The 15,693-nt window shown below is 39.7% G+C and carries 14 protein-coding genes and 1 other annotated feature; of the genes, 1 reads left to right on the forward strand and 13 read right to left on the reverse strand.

The window, feature by feature from the left end; translation table 11 throughout:
* Positions 1 to 7: 7 nt before the first annotated feature.
* From cysS to ACERJO_RS13935, 9 genes are all read right to left on the reverse strand, one after another.
* Positions 8 to 1,405, reverse strand: coding sequence for a cysteine--tRNA ligase (gene cysS, locus ACERJO_RS13895; protein WP_247106939.1), 1,398 nt, complete (start codon positions 1,403 to 1,405; stop codon positions 8 to 10).
* Positions 1,406 to 1,424: 19 nt separating this feature from the next.
* Positions 1,425 to 2,063 carry a serine O-acetyltransferase gene (gene cysE / locus ACERJO_RS13900; protein WP_247107046.1) on the reverse strand — a complete coding sequence of 213 codons (639 nt, stop codon included), beginning with the start codon at positions 2,061 to 2,063 and terminating at the stop codon, positions 1,425 to 1,427.
* Between the two features lie 85 nt (positions 2,064 to 2,148).
* Positions 2,149 to 2,371 (reverse strand) — a binding site (T-box leader).
* Between the two features lie 18 nt (positions 2,372 to 2,389).
* A complete protein-coding gene (gene gltX, locus ACERJO_RS13905) occupies positions 2,390 to 3,847 on the reverse strand; it encodes a glutamate--tRNA ligase (RefSeq protein WP_247106936.1) in 1,458 nt (485 codons plus the stop codon).
* 86 nt (positions 3,848 to 3,933) lie between these two features.
* Positions 3,934 to 4,404, reverse strand: coding sequence for a 2-C-methyl-D-erythritol 2,4-cyclodiphosphate synthase (ispF, locus tag ACERJO_RS13910; RefSeq protein WP_373647866.1), 471 nt, complete (start codon positions 4,402 to 4,404; stop codon positions 3,934 to 3,936).
* On the reverse strand, positions 4,401 to 5,090 hold the full coding sequence (gene ispD / locus ACERJO_RS13915) for a 2-C-methyl-D-erythritol 4-phosphate cytidylyltransferase (protein WP_247107045.1): 690 nt from the start codon (positions 5,088 to 5,090) through the stop codon (positions 4,401 to 4,403). Before ispD ends, ispF begins: the two co-directional genes overlap by 4 nt.
* A gap of 322 nt (positions 5,091 to 5,412) precedes the next feature.
* Complete coding sequence (locus ACERJO_RS13920) at positions 5,413 to 6,501, reverse strand: PIN/TRAM domain-containing protein (RefSeq protein WP_247106933.1); 1,089 nt, start codon at positions 6,499 to 6,501, stop codon at positions 5,413 to 5,415.
* Positions 6,502 to 6,608: 107 nt separating this feature from the next.
* Positions 6,609 to 7,685 (reverse strand): DNA integrity scanning diadenylate cyclase DisA, encoded by a 1,077-nt coding sequence (gene disA / locus ACERJO_RS13925; protein WP_247106931.1) that lies wholly within the window; start codon positions 7,683 to 7,685, stop codon positions 6,609 to 6,611.
* A gap of 2 nt (positions 7,686 to 7,687) precedes the next feature.
* On the reverse strand, positions 7,688 to 9,064 hold the full coding sequence (gene radA / locus ACERJO_RS13930) for a DNA repair protein RadA (protein WP_373647867.1): 1,377 nt from the start codon (positions 9,062 to 9,064) through the stop codon (positions 7,688 to 7,690).
* A gap of 216 nt (positions 9,065 to 9,280) precedes the next feature.
* Positions 9,281 to 9,559 (reverse strand): hypothetical protein, encoded by a 279-nt coding sequence (locus ACERJO_RS13935; RefSeq protein WP_373647868.1) that lies wholly within the window; start codon positions 9,557 to 9,559, stop codon positions 9,281 to 9,283.
* A 171-nt stretch (positions 9,560 to 9,730) separates the two neighbouring features.
* Between ACERJO_RS13935 and ACERJO_RS13940 the strand changes: the two genes are divergently transcribed.
* On the forward strand, positions 9,731 to 10,624 hold the full coding sequence (locus ACERJO_RS13940; RefSeq protein ID WP_373647869.1) for a LysR family transcriptional regulator: 894 nt from the start codon (positions 9,731 to 9,733) through the stop codon (positions 10,622 to 10,624).
* A 75-nt stretch (positions 10,625 to 10,699) separates the two neighbouring features.
* Here ACERJO_RS13940 and clpC read toward each other — a convergent pair whose 3' ends face one another.
* Genes clpC through ACERJO_RS13960 form a run of 4 tightly spaced genes read right to left on the reverse strand, consistent with a single transcriptional unit; the run spans position 10,700 to position 15,264 of the window.
* A complete protein-coding gene (gene clpC / locus ACERJO_RS13945; protein WP_247106927.1) occupies positions 10,700 to 13,141 on the reverse strand; it encodes an ATP-dependent protease ATP-binding subunit ClpC in 2,442 nt (813 codons plus the stop codon).
* A gap of 23 nt (positions 13,142 to 13,164) precedes the next feature.
* A complete protein-coding gene (gene mcsB / locus ACERJO_RS13950; protein WP_247106926.1) occupies positions 13,165 to 14,238 on the reverse strand; it encodes a protein-arginine kinase McsB in 1,074 nt (357 codons plus the stop codon).
* Positions 14,239 to 14,241: 3 nt separating this feature from the next.
* A complete protein-coding gene (mcsA, locus tag ACERJO_RS13955) occupies positions 14,242 to 14,775 on the reverse strand; it encodes a protein-arginine kinase activator protein McsA (RefSeq protein WP_373647870.1) in 534 nt (177 codons plus the stop codon).
* Between the two features lie 18 nt (positions 14,776 to 14,793).
* Entirely contained in the window at positions 14,794 to 15,264 is a 471-nt protein-coding gene (locus tag ACERJO_RS13960) for a CtsR family transcriptional regulator (protein ID WP_247106923.1), read from the reverse strand.
* Positions 15,265 to 15,693: the final 429 nt, after the last annotated feature.

A 15,693-nucleotide genomic window follows, 5' to 3' on the forward strand; every position in this document is an offset into this window, starting at 1 on the left:
AAATCGATTAGCCTCTCTTCCAACGAACCCCTTGAGGTGTATCCTCAAGAATAATCCCTTGTTCCTTTAATTGATCACGTATTTCATCTGCTAATGAGAAATCCTTTTCCTTTCTCGCTCTGTTACGCTTTTCAATAAGCTCCTCAATTTCAGAATCCAATAATTCACTCTGATCTTGTAAAGAGAGTCCTAGTACATCAGCAAACTCCTTCAATTGCTCAAAAAAGCGTGAAAGAATTTCCTTTGACGTCTGTTCCTCACGTAAATAACGATTGGCTTCTTTAGCTAAATCAAACATAATTGAAATGGCGTTAGCACTATTAAAATCATCATCCATCTCTACAATAAAACGTTGTTTCAACTGATCAATTTTTTCAATCCAGTCTCCTCGATCTCCTAAGTCAGCTGATTTTTCAAGACGATGACCAATCGCCGAAACAGCCGTTTTCAATCGTTCGAGACCATTCTTCGCTCCTTCAAGAAGCTCATCGCTAAAATTAATTGGACTACGATAGTGTGCCGTTAACATAAAGAAACGGACAACTTCTGCCGAATGCTGTTGAATAATATCTTTTGCCAATACGAAGTTTCCTAACGATTTCGACATTTTCTCATTATCAATATTTATAAATCCATTATGGAGCCAATATTTTGCCATTGGCTTTTCCGTCAAAGCCTCAGTTTGAGCAATCTCATTTTCATGGTGAGGAAATGTTAAATCTTGCCCCCCTGCATGTATATCAATCGTATCACCTAAATATTTTTTGACCATTGCTGAGCACTCAATATGCCAGCCAGGACGTCCGTTCCCCCACGGACTTTCCCAGGAAATCTCACCTTGCTTCGCCGCTTTCCATAAAACAAAGTCTAACGAGTCCTCTTTACGAGAGTCAACTTCAATTCTTGCACCCGAACGTAATTCTTCAAGAGGCTGAGCTGACAGCTTCCCATAATCCTTAAATTTCCGTGTGCGAAAATACACATCTCCATCAGCTTCATATGCATAACCTTTTTCAACAAGCCCTTCAATAAAGGTTATAATTTCAGGCATCGTATCTGTCACTCTCGGATGGACATCAGCTTCTCTCACACCAAGTGCGCACGTATCATCATGGTAGGCATCAATAAAACGATTAGCAACAGCGAAGACATCCTCTCCCATTTCCTTAGCAGCACGGATGATTTTATCATCAACATCTGTGAAATTGGAAATAAATTCAACTTCATATCCTCGATACTCTAAATAGCGTCGTACCATATCGTATACAATCGCTGGTCTGGCATTTCCAATATGAATGTAGTTATAAACCGTCGGCCCACATACATACATTTTCACCTTACCTTCTTCTAACGGAACAAATCGCTCCTTTTTCTTCGTTAAGCTATTATAAAGATGTATCGACATCCTTCAATTCCCTCCTTCTTTACGAATGATCTTGCTCCTTCAAAGCAGCCTTCAATTCTTTTATTTCTTCTTCTAATTCCTTTAACTTATCAGCGATCGGGTCTGGAAGTTGATGATGATTTAAACCATGTTCAACCTTGATTCCATCCTGAACAACAATCTTCCCTGGTATACCAACAACTGTGGACTTAGGGGGGACCTCCTTTAATACAACAGAGCCTGCACCTATGCGAGAATGCTGACCAATCGTAAACGAACCGAGTACCTTTGCCCCTGAAGCAATTAAGACATGATCTTCTATTGTCGGGTGACGCTTGCCCTTTTCCTTTCCAGTTCCACCGAGAGTCACCCCTTGGTAAATCGTAACATGATCGCCAATTTCACACGTTTCCCCTATCACTACACCCATACCATGATCAATAAACACACGTTGGCCAATAACAGCACCAGGGTGAATTTCAATGCCTGTAAAAAAGCGACTAACTTGTGAGATAAACCGTGCTAAAAAGAAGATACGTCGTTTCCAGAGCCAATGAGCGAGCCGATGAGACCAAATCGCATGTACGCCGGAATAAGTGAATATGACTTCCATTCTACTTCTAGCTGCAGGATCCTGATCAAAAACGACATCAACATCATTAAGCAATGTTCGAATCATCCTCCTCAACTTCATCTCCCCCTTTCCGTTCCTTCATTTTCTATTTCTATCTACAAAAAGATAAGCGCCTCTGTGCTCGTCATAGCACAGAGGCGCTTTATTTACGCGGTTCCACTCTGTTTAACAGATCAAAATCTGTTATCTCTATGCGAATAACGCCGCAACACGCTCTTTCCTACACAGATTATTCGTTCAGAAAGAGGCTCAAGGGTGCATGTTCAAAAAAAGTCTACCTAAACTACTTTCAGCTCATGTAGTTCTCTCTGTGAGGCTTTCTTCATCCTACTTTTCCCTCTCATCGCTTTTCATTATGATAATGCTCCATCTTATGCACGTAATTGCTCTAAGCGTGCCAAAATAACATCTTTTCCAATAAGTGCTATCGATTCTGGAAGATCCCTGCCGTGCGTTAAGCCTGTCGTTGCTACACGAATTGGCATAAACAGCTTCTTCCCTTTTTGTCCTGTTGCTTTCTGCGTTGCTTTAATCGCGCTCTTCACATCTTGCGCCGTAAACTCCTCTAGCTTACTTAGCTCTTTTGCAAATTGAGCGAGCACCTCAGGAACTTGTTCTTCGTCTAATACGACTTGTGCGTCTTCATTATACTCAATTTCCTTCTTAAAGAAAAGTTCCGTCAACTCAACAATTTCTGATCCATATTGAAGCTGTTCTTGGTACAGGGCAATAAGGTCTCTAGCCCAATGACGTTGTTCCTCACTTAAATCAGCCGGAAGTCTACCTGCTTTAATTAAATGAGGTAATGATAAAGCAACAACCTCATCAAGATCAGCTTCCTTTAAATATTGATTATTCATCCATGCTAATTTGTCTGTATCGAATATCGCTGGAGCCTTTGATACTCGCTCTAATGAAAAGATTTCTTCTAGCTCCGCCAATGTAAAGATTTCTTCTTCTCCACCAGGAGACCAGCCAAGTAGTGCCAAGAAATTGACTAATGCTTCTTGTTTATAACCTAAATCCTTATATTGTTCTACGAATTGAATAATGGATTCATCCCGCTTGCTCATCTTCTGGCGGTCAGCATTTAAGATTAAAGAGGCATGAGCAAAACGTGGCACCTCCCATCCAAATGCTCCATATAATAATACTTGTAAAGGTGTATTAGAAAGGTGTTCCTCCCCACGGATCACATGAGAAATTTTCATTAAATGATCATCAACTGTAACGGCAAAATTATACATCGGAATACCATCTTTTCGTGCGATGACAAAGTCCCCGATTCCATCAGATTCAAACGATACCTCCCCGCGTATCGCATCATCAATTTTGATGATTTGTCCTTCAGGCACACGGAAGCGAATGACTGGCTTTAATCCTTTTGCCTCATAGTCCTTACGCTGCTCCTCTGTTAAATCACGATCACGCCCACTATACTTTGGTGTTTCTCCACGTGAGCGTTGCTCCTCACGTTCCGCCTCAAGCTCCTCTTCCGTCATAAAACAGTAATACGCCTTCCCTTCCTTTAATAGCCGCTCAAGATATTCTTGATAAATATGAGTACGCTCCATACAGCTATAAGGACCATATTCTCCACCAACATCAATGCTTTCATCCCATTGAATTCCTAACCACTTTAAGCTTTCTAAAAGCTTTTCTTTTGCATCCTCTACATTTCGTGCTTGGTCGGTATCTTCAATTCGTAAAATAAATTGCCCACCTTGGCTTTTAGCAAATAAATAGTTAAAAAGGGCGGAACGTGCACCACCAATATGTAAATGTCCAGTTGGACTCGGAGCAAACCTTACTCTTACTTCGCTTCCCATCCTCATTATACCTCCTGTATTCGAGCCTCTGCTCGCCTTCATTGTTCTATTTTAGCACCAATTACACTGCAATGGTCAAGTTTTCGTTACGTAACTAATAAGATCACAGCCTGTGCAGCAATCCCTTCCCCTCGTCCTGTGAACCCTAGCTTTTCTGTTGTTGTTGCCTTTACGTTCACTTGACTAACATCTGCTTCTAACAGCTCAGCAATCCGGCCACGAATCTGTTCAATATAAGGGGACATTTTCGGTTTTTGAGCAATAATCGTACAATCAATATTTCCTAATTGATAGCCCCGTTGCTTCACAAGCTCCCACACATCGGTTAACAGTTTCGCAGAATCAGCATCTTTATACGCGATATCTGTATCTGGAAAATGACGTCCAATATCACCTTCACCTATTGCTCCAAGAGCAGCATCTGTAATCGTATGAAGTAATACATCTGCATCTGAATGCCCAAGTAACCCTTGCTTATATGGAATTTCAATTCCTCCCAAAATAAGTGGCCTACCCTCCACTAACTGATGAACATCAAAGCCTTGTCCTATTCTCATAAATGTCTCTCCCTTTCTTGTAAAATCGCCTCAGCAAAAAGCAAATCTTCGGGTGTTGTAAGCTTAATATTATGGTAATCACTTTCAACAATCACAACCTCGTGGCCTAACCATTCAATTAAGCTACAATCATCAGTCCCAAAGAAACCCTCTTCTTCTGCCTTCTCATGTGCTTTCTGTAGCAATACAACCTCAAACGCTTGAGGTGTTTGTACCGCCCATAGCTCACTGCGATTTAATGTCTCAACCACTCGATGGTGCTGAACCCTTTTCACTGTATCTTTAACAGCGACAGCAGTTGTTGCTGCTCCACTTTGCTTTGCTTGAGCAACAAGCTTCTGTAAAACATCATTTCGAACAAACGGCCTCGCTCCGTCATGCACTAACACAATCCCTTTATGACGCAATTGATCTATTCCGTTCTTAACACTGTGCTGGCGTTCTTTACCTCCTGCAACGATTTTACATGGCTTATTCATTTCAACTACTCCAACGAGTTTCTTCATAGCTTCTATTTCATGTTCATTCACAACAAGAACTACCTCATCACATTGGTCATCATGAACAAACAAGCGAAGAGTATGAATCACAAGTGGTTCACCTCTTAACTCCAGCAGCATTTTATTTTTTCCTGCTTTCATTCTTTTTCCTTGCCCTGCCGCTACAATGACTACGCTATATTTCATCTCACTCGCCCCTAACACATCCCAAATCGTTCTTATTTTAGCACGTTCCTCCTCGCAATCATAGAAGAGGACACCGAAAAAGTTAAATTGTCCTTTTTCAGTGTCCTCAATGATATTCAAGTACATTAATCTGATTTGTAGTCTCAACGCTTGATATTTGTTTATATCCTGTTCAAAAAAGCAATAAAAAATGTGACAATGGTTCCGTTTGCTACGCGTCTCGTCTAGTGGCGGGAAAACCACTCACCACAGGATTTTAAAAGATGTAGCGACTGCACTCATTGCTTCGAGGTCATTCAAAAAGGGGAAAACCACCAAACGTTTAAAGTGCTTTCTCAAGTAATTTAGGCTTCGCAAATATCATACGACCTGCACTTGTTTGCAACACACTTGTCACAACGACTTCAATGTCCTTACCGATATAATCACGGCCACCTTCAACAACGATCATCGTTCCATCATCTAAATAAGCGACACCTTGATGCTGCTCCTTACCATCTTTAATGACTTGAATCGTCAACTCTTCACCAGGTAACACGACTGGCTTAACTGCATTTGCTAAGTCATTAATATTTAAGACGGACACACCTTGAAGCTCGCATACTTTGTTTAAATTAAAATCATTTGTTACGACCATACCAGATAGTAATTTAGCGAGCTTCACTAGCTTACTATCGACTTCAGCAATATCCTCAAAGTCGCCTTCATATATTTCAACTGCAATAGGTAGCTCCTTTTGAATCTTATTTAGAATATCCAACCCTCTTCGGCCTCTATTGCGTTTTAAAACATCTGAAGAATCGGCAATATGCTGAAGTTCTTCAAGCACAAAACCAGGAATCACTAATGTGCCTTCTAGAAACCCTGTCTTACAAATATCAGCAATACGTCCATCTATAATCACACTTGTATCTAATATTTTCAGGTGCTTCCCTTCTGCGCTAGCTTCTTCCTCTTTTTTCTTACCTAAATTCCTTGTAATGGTAAATAAATTAATAAGTTCATCACGCTTTTTGAAGCCAATCTGAAAACCAAAATAACCAAGGAAAATCGTCACAAAAATCGGTAATACGGTACTGAAAACAGGTAAATTAATAGCATTTAAGGGAATTGTAATCAAGTAAGCGACAATTAATCCGATAATTAATCCCATCGATCCAAATAAGACATCTGTTATTGGCGCTTTGACGATCGCTTCTTCCATTAGCTTCATAAAATCAACGATATAATCCGCCAACCAAAACGTTAAGACATAAAATAATACTGCTCCAATGACAGCCCCTGCATATGGGTGCAATAACCAACTAGGCATTTCGCCAACATTTAAAATATGGATAAGATCTGGAATAAATAAAAATCCAATAGTTCCACCAGCAATCAAAAAGAAAAGCTGCACCATCCTTTTTAACATCCATATTCACCTCCTCCTACTAGTATAGACAAGATTTCCGTTTTAAAACCTATCAAACTGGATTTCACATAAATTATGAGAATTATTCCGCATTCGTATCATTATGTTTAAATATGTCGATCAATAAATAACTGCTCTTGAATTCGGTTTAATCCTTCCTTTATCATTTTCGCTCTCGGTTCTCCAATTCCTTCCACTTCATCTAATTCTTCCATGCTCGCGAACATAATATTTGATAAATTGCCATATTTATCAATTAAATTTTCAATAATAGGAGCAGGCAACCGCGGAATCCGGTTTAAAATACGATATCCACGTGGTGACAAAGAATATTCATGAATATTGACACTTTTCGGATAGCCTAGCACTTTTACAATCGCATGTTCATCTAACAATTCTTCTGAATCTAGCTTCGATAATTCCTTCGAAACCTCCTCCACATCATCTACTTGCTCCTTCACATAATCCTTTAATAAAAGGAGCGTTTCCTTCTCGGTATTTCCTACTAGCTCATTTAATTGCATAGAGACAAGTCTACCTTCACTACCTAATTCATTTACATACTTAATAATCTCTCGCTTTATACGTAATACCATTTGTATACGATAAATAACTTGTGTCACCTCATGTAATGTCACAAGCTGTTCAAATTCAAGCGCCCCTAGATTAGTAACGCCTTGATCGAGAACAACCTTATACTTCTCTAACGTCTGAATCGCTTGGTTAGCCTTTGTTAAAATGACTCCAATATCTCGTAATGAATAACGATAATCGCCTTGGTAGAGTGTAATGACATTTCGCCTTTGAGAAATTGATATAACTAAATGACCCGTTTGCTTCGCTACTCGCTGAGCGGTACGATGACGAATCCCCGTTTCATTTGATGAAATCGTATTGTTAGGTACTAATTGTGTGTTTGCATACAAAATTTTCTTCGCATCTTCACTAATAATGATCGCACCATCCATTTTCGCTAGCTCATATAAATAAGCTGGTGAAAAATCCGAGTTAATAAAAAATCCTCCATCGACAATCGGAACCATTCCATTATTATAGCCTACAACAATCAGCCCACCTGTCTTGGCACGTAACACATTATCAATTCCTGAACGCAATGGAGTACCAGGTGCAACAAATTTCAATAAATTCTGAACAAATGCTTCTGTTTTCTGTGCTTCTGCCATAGCTATCCTCCTAGTCCGACTTCCAACGCCTCTTCTAGAGTTGGAACGCCTACAATCTGTATGCTGCTTGGATAAGTCCAGCCTCCTAAATTCTTTTCAGGAATAATGGCCCGTTTAAAGCCTAGTTTCGCAGCTTCGTTCACACGTTGCTCAATTCTTGAAACCCGTCTGATCTCACCGGTTAAACCTACCTCTCCGATGGCAACATCCATCGGACTTGTTACTTGATTACGAAAGCTCGAAGCAATGCTTAATGCAATAGCTAAATCAATTGCCGGTTCATCTAACCTTATACCCCCTGCAACGTTTAAGTAAGCATCTTGATTTTGAAGTAGGAGCCCCACGCGCTTTTCAAGCACAGCCATAAGCAAGGATACACGGTTATGGTCAACTCCTGTTGCCATTCGCCGTGGGTTTCCGAAGCTTGTAGGCGAAATAAGTGCTTGCAATTCCACTAATACGGGCCTTGTTCCTTCCATTGAAGCCACTACAATCGACCCAGCAGCTCCATCCGACCTCTCTTCTAAAAAGATCTCAGAAGGGTTTAACACTTCCTCTAACCCACTTTCCTTCATTTCAAAAATCCCCATCTCATTTGTCGAGCCAAAACGGTTTTTCACCGCGCGTAATATGCGATATGTATGGTGACGCTCACCTTCAAAATACAATACCGAATCAACCATATGCTCTAATAACTTTGGACCAGCAATCGAGCCTTGTTTTGTTACGTGACCAACAATAAAGATCGCAATCCCCTTTGTTTTCGCAATGCGCATACATGCTGCCGTACATTCTCTCACTTGTGCCACACTACCAGGTGCAGATGTTACCTCTTCTTGATAAACCGTTTGAATCGAGTCAATGATCACAAGTGCCGGCTTAACTTCATCGATAGCACGCTCAATAAACGATATATCCGTTTCAGCTAATACATAAAGATCAGAAGAAGTCACACCTAATCGATCAGAACGCAACTTCGTTTGTTTAACAGATTCCTCACCAGAAATATATAGAACTCGTTGCTTGGCATCCGCAAGCTTCGAGCTTAACTGTAAAAGTAACGTTGATTTTCCAATACCAGGATCTCCACCAACTAAAACAAGTGATCCAGGCACGACGCCACCCCCGAGTACTCGATCAAGCTCCAGCATCGTTGTACTAATACGAGCTTCTGTCTCACTTTTTACGGAAATAATCGATTGCGGCTTTGAGCCTGCCGTACTCGTTGACGTAACAAAGCTTCGACTGGTGCTTTTCGCACTCGGTTCAAACTCTTCGACCATTGTATTCCAGCCTTGACAGCCAGGACATTTCCCCATCCATTTCGCCGATTCATACCCACATTCTTGGCAAACAAATTTTGTTTTCTTTTTCGCCATGCCGTTCTCTCCTTTACGGTCACTTCCTCTTTATTGTAGCAAAGTTTTCAGAGAAAAACGACGGATCTCCCTCATGCTCAAATAGTCACTCTATAGTCTATGTAAAAGATAAAAACATTACCAATTTTTATTCAAGAAAACCTTTATAACTTTTTATATGTAAAGAAAAACGAAACGCCCCAGCTCTTTAAATGGAAGCTAGGGCATTTCGTTTTTTTATAAAACATAATACTTTGGCTTTAGTTTTAAAAGATCTTCCTCACTATCAGGGCAAATACGTTTGAATAAAGCAGAGAGTTCCTTTATGACCTCTTTCTTTAAACAATAACTGTCTCCTTCACCTTTTTCTAAAAGATCTAGCTCGATCAGAATATTCAAGGACTTCTTATAACTTTCTAATCTAGCTTTATTAAGAGAGCCTTTTCTATTAGCTTCTTCTAAAAGAAACATTACACCTTGTTTAACTGAAACGGACTTCGCACTCACTATTTCCACACTCCTTCACAATCATCATGACTTCTTCAATCTTCATACCGATTAACGATCTCGTTTCTATAGCTCTAGTTGAAATGAACTATAATTATATTCTATACTGGAGTTAACAATCGTTAAAGCTGATTATTTTGTTTGGATCAATCGATATTTACGATTTAAAAGGAGGGAAATATGGAAATCAAGCAATTGATTACGTTTATAGATGCTTCAGAAAGTTTAAACTTTACAAAAACTGCTAAGAAACTAAACTTTGCCCAATCGAGTGTGACAGCACAAATTAAAACATTGGAAAAAGAACTAGGAAGCCCGCTATTCGAACGTTTAGGAAAACGAATTATATTAACAGAAGCAGGAGAGCTCTTTAAAGACTATGCAGAAAACATCGTGACACTCTCACATCAAGCAAAAATCGTTGTAGAAAACCATAGTAAAGTTTCTGGTACTCTCATCATCGGCGCTCAAGAAAGCCAGTGTACCTATCGTCTTCCCCCGATCTTAAAAACATTTAAAAAGTCCTTTCCCCAAGTAAGGATGGTCTTTAAACCGGTTCATTCTAATGAGGCTGGTAGAGAAGACCTCATCCATGGAAAATTAGATATTGCATTTATCATGGATTCCCTTATTGAAAACGAAAATTTTACAATTATGCCCTTGATCAAAGAAGATTTAGTGCTTGTCGCGTCACCTGAGCATCAGATCGCTCAAAAGGAATATGTTACACCTGAAGACCTCGCAAAAGAAACATTGCTTCTTACTGAAACCGGTTGCTCATACCGCAGTGCGCTAGAGGATTTCTTTTCTCTTTCAAAGCTTGATCCATTGGACAAAATCGAATTTGTTAGTATTGAAGCATTAAAGCAGTGCGTTGTCGCCGGATTAGGAGTAGCCCTCATACCTAGAATGACGATCGAAAAAGAGCTTGATCAAGGAACCGTTTCAGAGATCATATGGATAGGACAAGTGAGAGATATCTATACTCAGCTTGCATGGCATAACGATAAAACACTTACCGCTCCATTGTCTGCATTCATTGATATGACCAAAAAGCATTATGGGGTGATATAAATCGTAAGTACACCACTTTTTAAAAGGGCACCAAAAAAGTTGAAAATCCAACTTTTTCAGTGCCCTTCTTTTTTATTACACGTGCACGTCTTCTATTGTTTGAACAAACAGCTCATCATCTTTTACATCAATAATTGCTTTTTGTCCTTTTACAATCGTTCCTTTAAGAAGTTCTTCAGATAAACGATCCTCGACTTGCTTTTGTAGTGCGCGACGTAACGGGCGCGCTCCATATTCTGGATCATAGCCTAAGTCTGTAATCTTATCCTTTGCAGCTTCTGTTAATTCAAATTCAATTCCTTGCTCTTTCAAGCGTTTTTTCAACTGATCAGCCATTAAAGTGATAATTTCACGAATATGCTTCTTCTCTAATGAGTGGAATACGATTAACTCATCAATACGGTTTAAAAACTCTGGACGGAAGCTACGTTTTAGCTCATCCATCACTTTGCTCTTCATATCCGAATACTCTTGATTGTCACCGTCAACAGCAAAACCTAAGAATTTATTTTTTCGTAAGGTGCTTGCTCCAACGTTGGACGTCATGATAATAACGGTATTACGGAAATCCACTGAACGCCCTTTTGAGTCCGTTAAACGTCCATCCTCTAATACTTGTAACAAAATATTAAAAACCTCTGGATGAGCCTTTTCAATTTCGTCGAGTAAGATAACTGAGTACGGCTTTCTACGAACCTTTTCTGTTAACTGACCGCCATCGTCATGACCAACATACCCTGGCGGTGATCCGACTAACCGACTTGTCGCATGCTTCTCCATATATTCAGACATATCTACTCGAATAACGGAATCCTCATCACCGAATAACGTTTCCGCAACAGCTCGAGCTAGCTCTGTTTTACCTACACCTGTTGGTCCTAAGAAAATGAACGAACCAATTGGGCGTTTTGGATCCTTTAATCCAGCTCTTGCTCGTCGAATCGCTTTTGAAATCGAATCAACTGCTTCTTCCTGACCAACGATACGTTCATGTAGGATTTCTTCCATCTTAAGTAGGCGATCTGCTTCCTCTTCTGCTAGCTTTGATACTGGGATTCCCGTCCAACTTGCAACAACTTGGGCAATGTCATCCACTGTCACTTCCGTTGCTTCCTGACCTTGCTTCTTTTTCCACTCATTCTTCATTTCATCTAATTCTTCACGTAAACGTTGCTCTGAATCACGCAATGACGCTGCTTTTTCAAACTCTTGGCTTTGAACAGCTGCATCCTTTTCTTTACGTGTTTCCTCTAAACGTTGTTCAAGCTCCTTTAAATTTGGTGGAGCTGTATACGAACGAAGTCGCACCTTAGAACCTGCTTCATCAATTAAATCGATCGCCTTATCTGGTAAGAATCGATCTGAAATATATCGATCTGATAACTTAACCGCTTCTTCAATAGCATCATCTGTTATAGTTACACGGTGGTGGGCCTCATACCGATCTCGTAACCCTTTTAAAATTTGAATAGACTCATCAAGTGTAGGTTCATTCACTTGAATAGGCTGAAAACGACGCTCCAGCGCTGCATCCTTTTCAATGTACTTACGATATTCATCTAATGTTGTTGCCCCGATACACTGTAGTTCTCCACGAGCAAGGGACGGCTTTAAAATGTTTGAAGCGTCGATCGCCCCTTCTGCTCCACCTGCCCCAATAAGAGTATGAAGCTCATCAATAAATAAAATGACATTTTGTGCTTGACGAATTTCATCCATCACTTTTTTCAGACGATCTTCAAATTCCCCACGGTATTTCGTCCCTGCTACAACCGTACCCATATCTAATGTCATAACGCGCTTCCCACGTAACGTTTCAGGAACTTCATTATTAATAATCGCTTGTGCTAACCCTTCCGCTATTGCCGTCTTACCTACACCTGGCTCCCCGATTAAGACAGGGTTATTCTTTGTTCGACGACTTAACACCTGAATCACACGCTCAATTTCTTTGCTACGTCCAATCACTGGATCTAATGACTCTTCCTTCGCAACTGCTGTTAAATCGCGAGCTAAACTATCGAGTGTTGGTGTGTTAGCATGAGTGGATCCACTACCTTGTGAAGAAGAATTATTAACTTCATTACTACCTAATAATTGAAGAACTTGCTGACGGGCTTTATTTAAACTTACACCTAAATTATTTAAAACCCGAGCCGCGACGCCCTCCCCTTCACGAATAAGTCCTAATAAGATATGCTCGGTTCCGACATAGGAGTGGCCTAATTTACGAGCCTCATCCATTGATAATTCAATTACTTTCTTCGCTCTTGGTGTATAATGAATCGTCTTAGATCCTTCTTGTCCTTTTCCAATTAACGATTCAACTTCTTTTTGGATTTTCTCCGATCCAAGTCCTAATGCTTGTAATGCTTTAGCAGCAATTCCTTCACCTTCGCGAATTAATCCTAATAAAATGTGTTCTGTTCCAATATTATTATGCCCTAATCGAACAGCTTCTTCTTGTGCTAACGCTAATACTTTCTGTGCTCTTTCTGTAAATCGTCCAAACATCATGATTCATTCACCTCCGAAAATAGTTAACCCATTTGTTCTTCTAATTTTAGACGTTCACGAATTAAACTAGCTCTTCGTTCGTCGCGTTGTTCCGGTGTTAACACCTCTTGTGCATATTGCTGTAAAAAACCAGGCTGTGTTAAAATCATTAACTCATTTAAAATATTACCTGATAAACCTTTTAACAAACCTAAATCAATTCCCAATCGGACGTTCGACAATCGTTGAGTAGCTTCCTTCGATTCAATCATACGGCTATGAGCTAAAATGCCAAAGGAACGATATACACGATCCTCTAATTGTAATTTAGACTGTTCAATCAACAATTGTCTAGCAACTCGCTCTTGTTGAATAAGTTGGGCAACAACCCCCTGTAAATCCTCGACAATGTCCTGCTCTGATTTACCTAATGTTAATTGATTAGAGACTTGAAAGAGGTTACCTAAAGCTTCGCTACCTTCACCATAAATCCCTCTAACAACGAGTCCTAATTGATTAATTGCAGGTAAAATTCGATTTAATTGCTGTGTCATCGCTAATGCAGGTAAGTGCATCATGACTGATGCTCGTAATCCTGTCCCAACATTTGTTGGGCAGCTTGTTAAATAACCTCTTTTTTCATCAAAAGCATACGTTACACGCTTTTCTACCCAATCATCTATATTACTTGCCTTCTTTAATCCTTCTTCTAATTGAAACCCTGCTAGCAGACATTGAATACGCAAATGATCTTCTTCATTAACCATTATACTGACAGACTGATCACGATCTAATAAAACTGCTCCGTGCTTAGCATGATCAGCAAGGTGGGGGCTAATTAAATGCTTTTCCACTAGCACTCGCTTTTCATTGGCCTTCATATCATCTACATGAAACACTTCAAGTGGGCCAATTTCGTCATAAGGACTTACTGTTAATGCTTCTCCTACATGTTTGATTACGGCGTACGACTCTTCCATCGTTGCTAATATTGGGAAATTATATTCTTCTATATTTCGAGCGAGACGAATACGACTGCTTAAGACTATATCTGAATCCGGCCCGTCCTTTTTCATCCATGGACTTAATGCCTCTGATATAAATTGTTCAAGCGACATCGATCATCCCCCCTTTTGCTCATTTTTTTCTTTTTCTAATGCACGTATTTGATCACGTATTTCTGCCGCTTTTTCAAAAGCCTCATCATCAATATGTCCCCTTAGCTTTTGCTTAAGTCCATCAATTTTCCTTTGTATTTGAATGCCTCCTCCTATCCGCTTAGGGAGCTTCCCTGCATGTGTATGATTTCCACTGTGAACCCGTTTTAAGATTGGGTCTAATTTAGAAGAGAAGCTCTTATAACAATGGGCACAGCCAAAGCGGCCGACTTTTGTAAACTGAACATAAGTCATCCCGCACTTTGAACAGTTTAGATCCTCATGCGTTTTCTTTTGACCTTTATCACTTTGGACTGGTTGTTCAAAATGTAGCAACCCGGAAAGAAGCTGATGTATGGAAAAACTATTAGAGCCAGGCGAATACTCTCCTTTTTCCTTTGCGCATTTTTCGCAAATATGAAATTCTGTTTTTTCTCCATTAATAATCTTCGCAAAATGTAATGTTGCCTCACGTTGATTACATTCTTGACATAACACAAGACAGCCTCCTCTCCATTAATGTAATTCTTTATATTTCAAACAATTAATCATTGATTTAAGCATATTTGCTCGTACTTCATCTCGATGTGATATAGTCGAATGGTAATTAGACCTATCAACAACACTTAGCATTAAAAGACTTTCGCGCTTCGTAATGATCTGCTCCTCATACAACCTTATGATAATATTTTCAGCTGTATGTTGATCAATACGTCTTCCGATTAATTGAATCATATGTTCAAATAAGCCAAGTTGATTATGTGGACTAACTTTGACAATTCGTATATATCCTCCTCCGCCTCTTTTACTTTCCACTTGATAGCCTTTTTCTAATGTAAATCGTGTTTGAATGACATAATTAATTTGCGAGGGGACACATTGAAACTTTTTGGCAATCTCACTCCTTTTTATTTCCAGTGGAGTTCCTCCACTTTTTTGAATGGTTGCTTTGAGATACTCTTCGATAATATCTGATATATTTCGCATATGTTATCCCCCCTTTCTATAAATTAATTATTATTTGACTTTGACTATCTTTGACTTTAACCATATTATAATTACTTTATTTTTGAATTGCAACCCTAATGCTTTTAGTATACCCATTTTTTGTAGAACTATTCCTACTTACTAGGTTCTGAAAATAATAGATTTGCAACACGTTCCTTAACCTAATCATTCAAACAGAGCTCCTCTGTGGCTTATTCTTCATCTTTTGTGCACATAAAAAAGCACAACCCTATCGGATTGTACTTGTTCGCCCGGCAACGTCCTGGCTCTTGCTTTCTCTTCTACGGGGATGATCATCTTGGAGACTCCGCTTCGATGTTCCCTCTTGTTGCTTGACGAAGAGTAACCATTCGTCTCACAGGGGGACATGTTGCTTTTCTTGATGCTTCTTCACGGCGATCCATCGGT

It is taken from the genome of Halalkalibacter sp. AB-rgal2 (assembly GCF_041821005.1).
Lineage (GTDB): Bacteria > Bacillota > Bacilli > Bacillales > Bacillaceae_D > Halalkalibacter.

Bases quoted from the DNA above. Each gene is read 5' to 3' on its own strand.
- ispF (WP_373647866.1), bottom strand. From the start codon at position 4,404: ATGAGAATAGGACAAGGCTTTGATGTTCATCAGTTAGTGGAGGGTAGG.
- disA (WP_247106931.1), bottom strand. From the start codon at position 7,685: ATGGCAGAAGCACAGAAAACAGAAGCATTTGTTCAGAATTTATTGAAA.
- cysE (WP_247107046.1), bottom strand. From the start codon at position 2,063: ATGATTCGAACATTGCTTAATGATGTTGATGTCGTTTTTGATCAGGAT.
- ACERJO_RS13960 (WP_247106923.1), bottom strand. From the start codon at position 15,264: ATGCGAAATATATCAGATATTATCGAAGAGTATCTCAAAGCAACCATT.
- mcsB (WP_247106926.1), bottom strand. From the start codon at position 14,238: ATGTCGCTTGAACAATTTATATCAGAGGCATTAAGTCCATGGATGAAA.
- gltX (WP_247106936.1), bottom strand. From the start codon at position 3,847: ATGGGAAGCGAAGTAAGAGTAAGGTTTGCTCCGAGTCCAACTGGACAT.
- ACERJO_RS13920 (WP_247106933.1), bottom strand. From the start codon at position 6,501: ATGTTAAAAAGGATGGTGCAGCTTTTCTTTTTGATTGCTGGTGGAACT.
- clpC (WP_247106927.1), bottom strand. From the start codon at position 13,141: ATGATGTTTGGACGATTTACAGAAAGAGCACAGAAAGTATTAGCGTTA.
- ispD (WP_247107045.1), bottom strand. From the start codon at position 5,090: ATGAAATATAGCGTAGTCATTGTAGCGGCAGGGCAAGGAAAAAGAATG.
- cysS (WP_247106939.1), bottom strand. From the start codon at position 1,405: ATGTCGATACATCTTTATAATAGCTTAACGAAGAAAAAGGAGCGATTT.
- ACERJO_RS13940 (WP_373647869.1), top strand. From the start codon at position 9,731: ATGGAAATCAAGCAATTGATTACGTTTATAGATGCTTCAGAAAGTTTA.
- radA (WP_373647867.1), bottom strand. From the start codon at position 9,064: ATGGCGAAAAAGAAAACAAAATTTGTTTGCCAAGAATGTGGGTATGAA.